The sequence below is a fragment of the Psychromonas aquatilis genome (assembly GCF_038155185.1).
GTDB classification, from domain to species: domain Bacteria; phylum Pseudomonadota; class Gammaproteobacteria; order Enterobacterales; family Psychromonadaceae; genus Psychromonas; species Psychromonas aquatilis.
Genome location: NZ_JBAKAZ010000521.1, coordinates 1 through 206 on the forward strand (window position 1 = coordinate 1; position 206 = coordinate 206).

1 pseudogene is annotated in these 206 nt (G+C 36.4%); it reads left to right on the forward strand.

The window, feature by feature from the left end:
- Positions 1–162: pseudogene (locus tag V6256_RS16375) on the forward strand (trypsin-like serine protease); the annotation flags it as partial.
- Positions 163–206: the final 44 nt, after the last annotated feature.

The window sequence follows — 206 nt, forward strand, 5'->3', positions numbered from 1 at the left end:
TTAAATTTACAAAATTTAGAAAACTATATACAAACCGATTCGGCTATCTATAGCGGTAATTCCGGTGGTTCATTACTTAATCTAAAAGGTGAGTTTATTGGTATTAATACGGCCATTTTAGGTCCAGCGGGGGGGAATATAGGTATCGCTTTTGGCATCCGCTGAAACATGGTCAATAATTTAACCCAGCAATTATTAACCTTTGG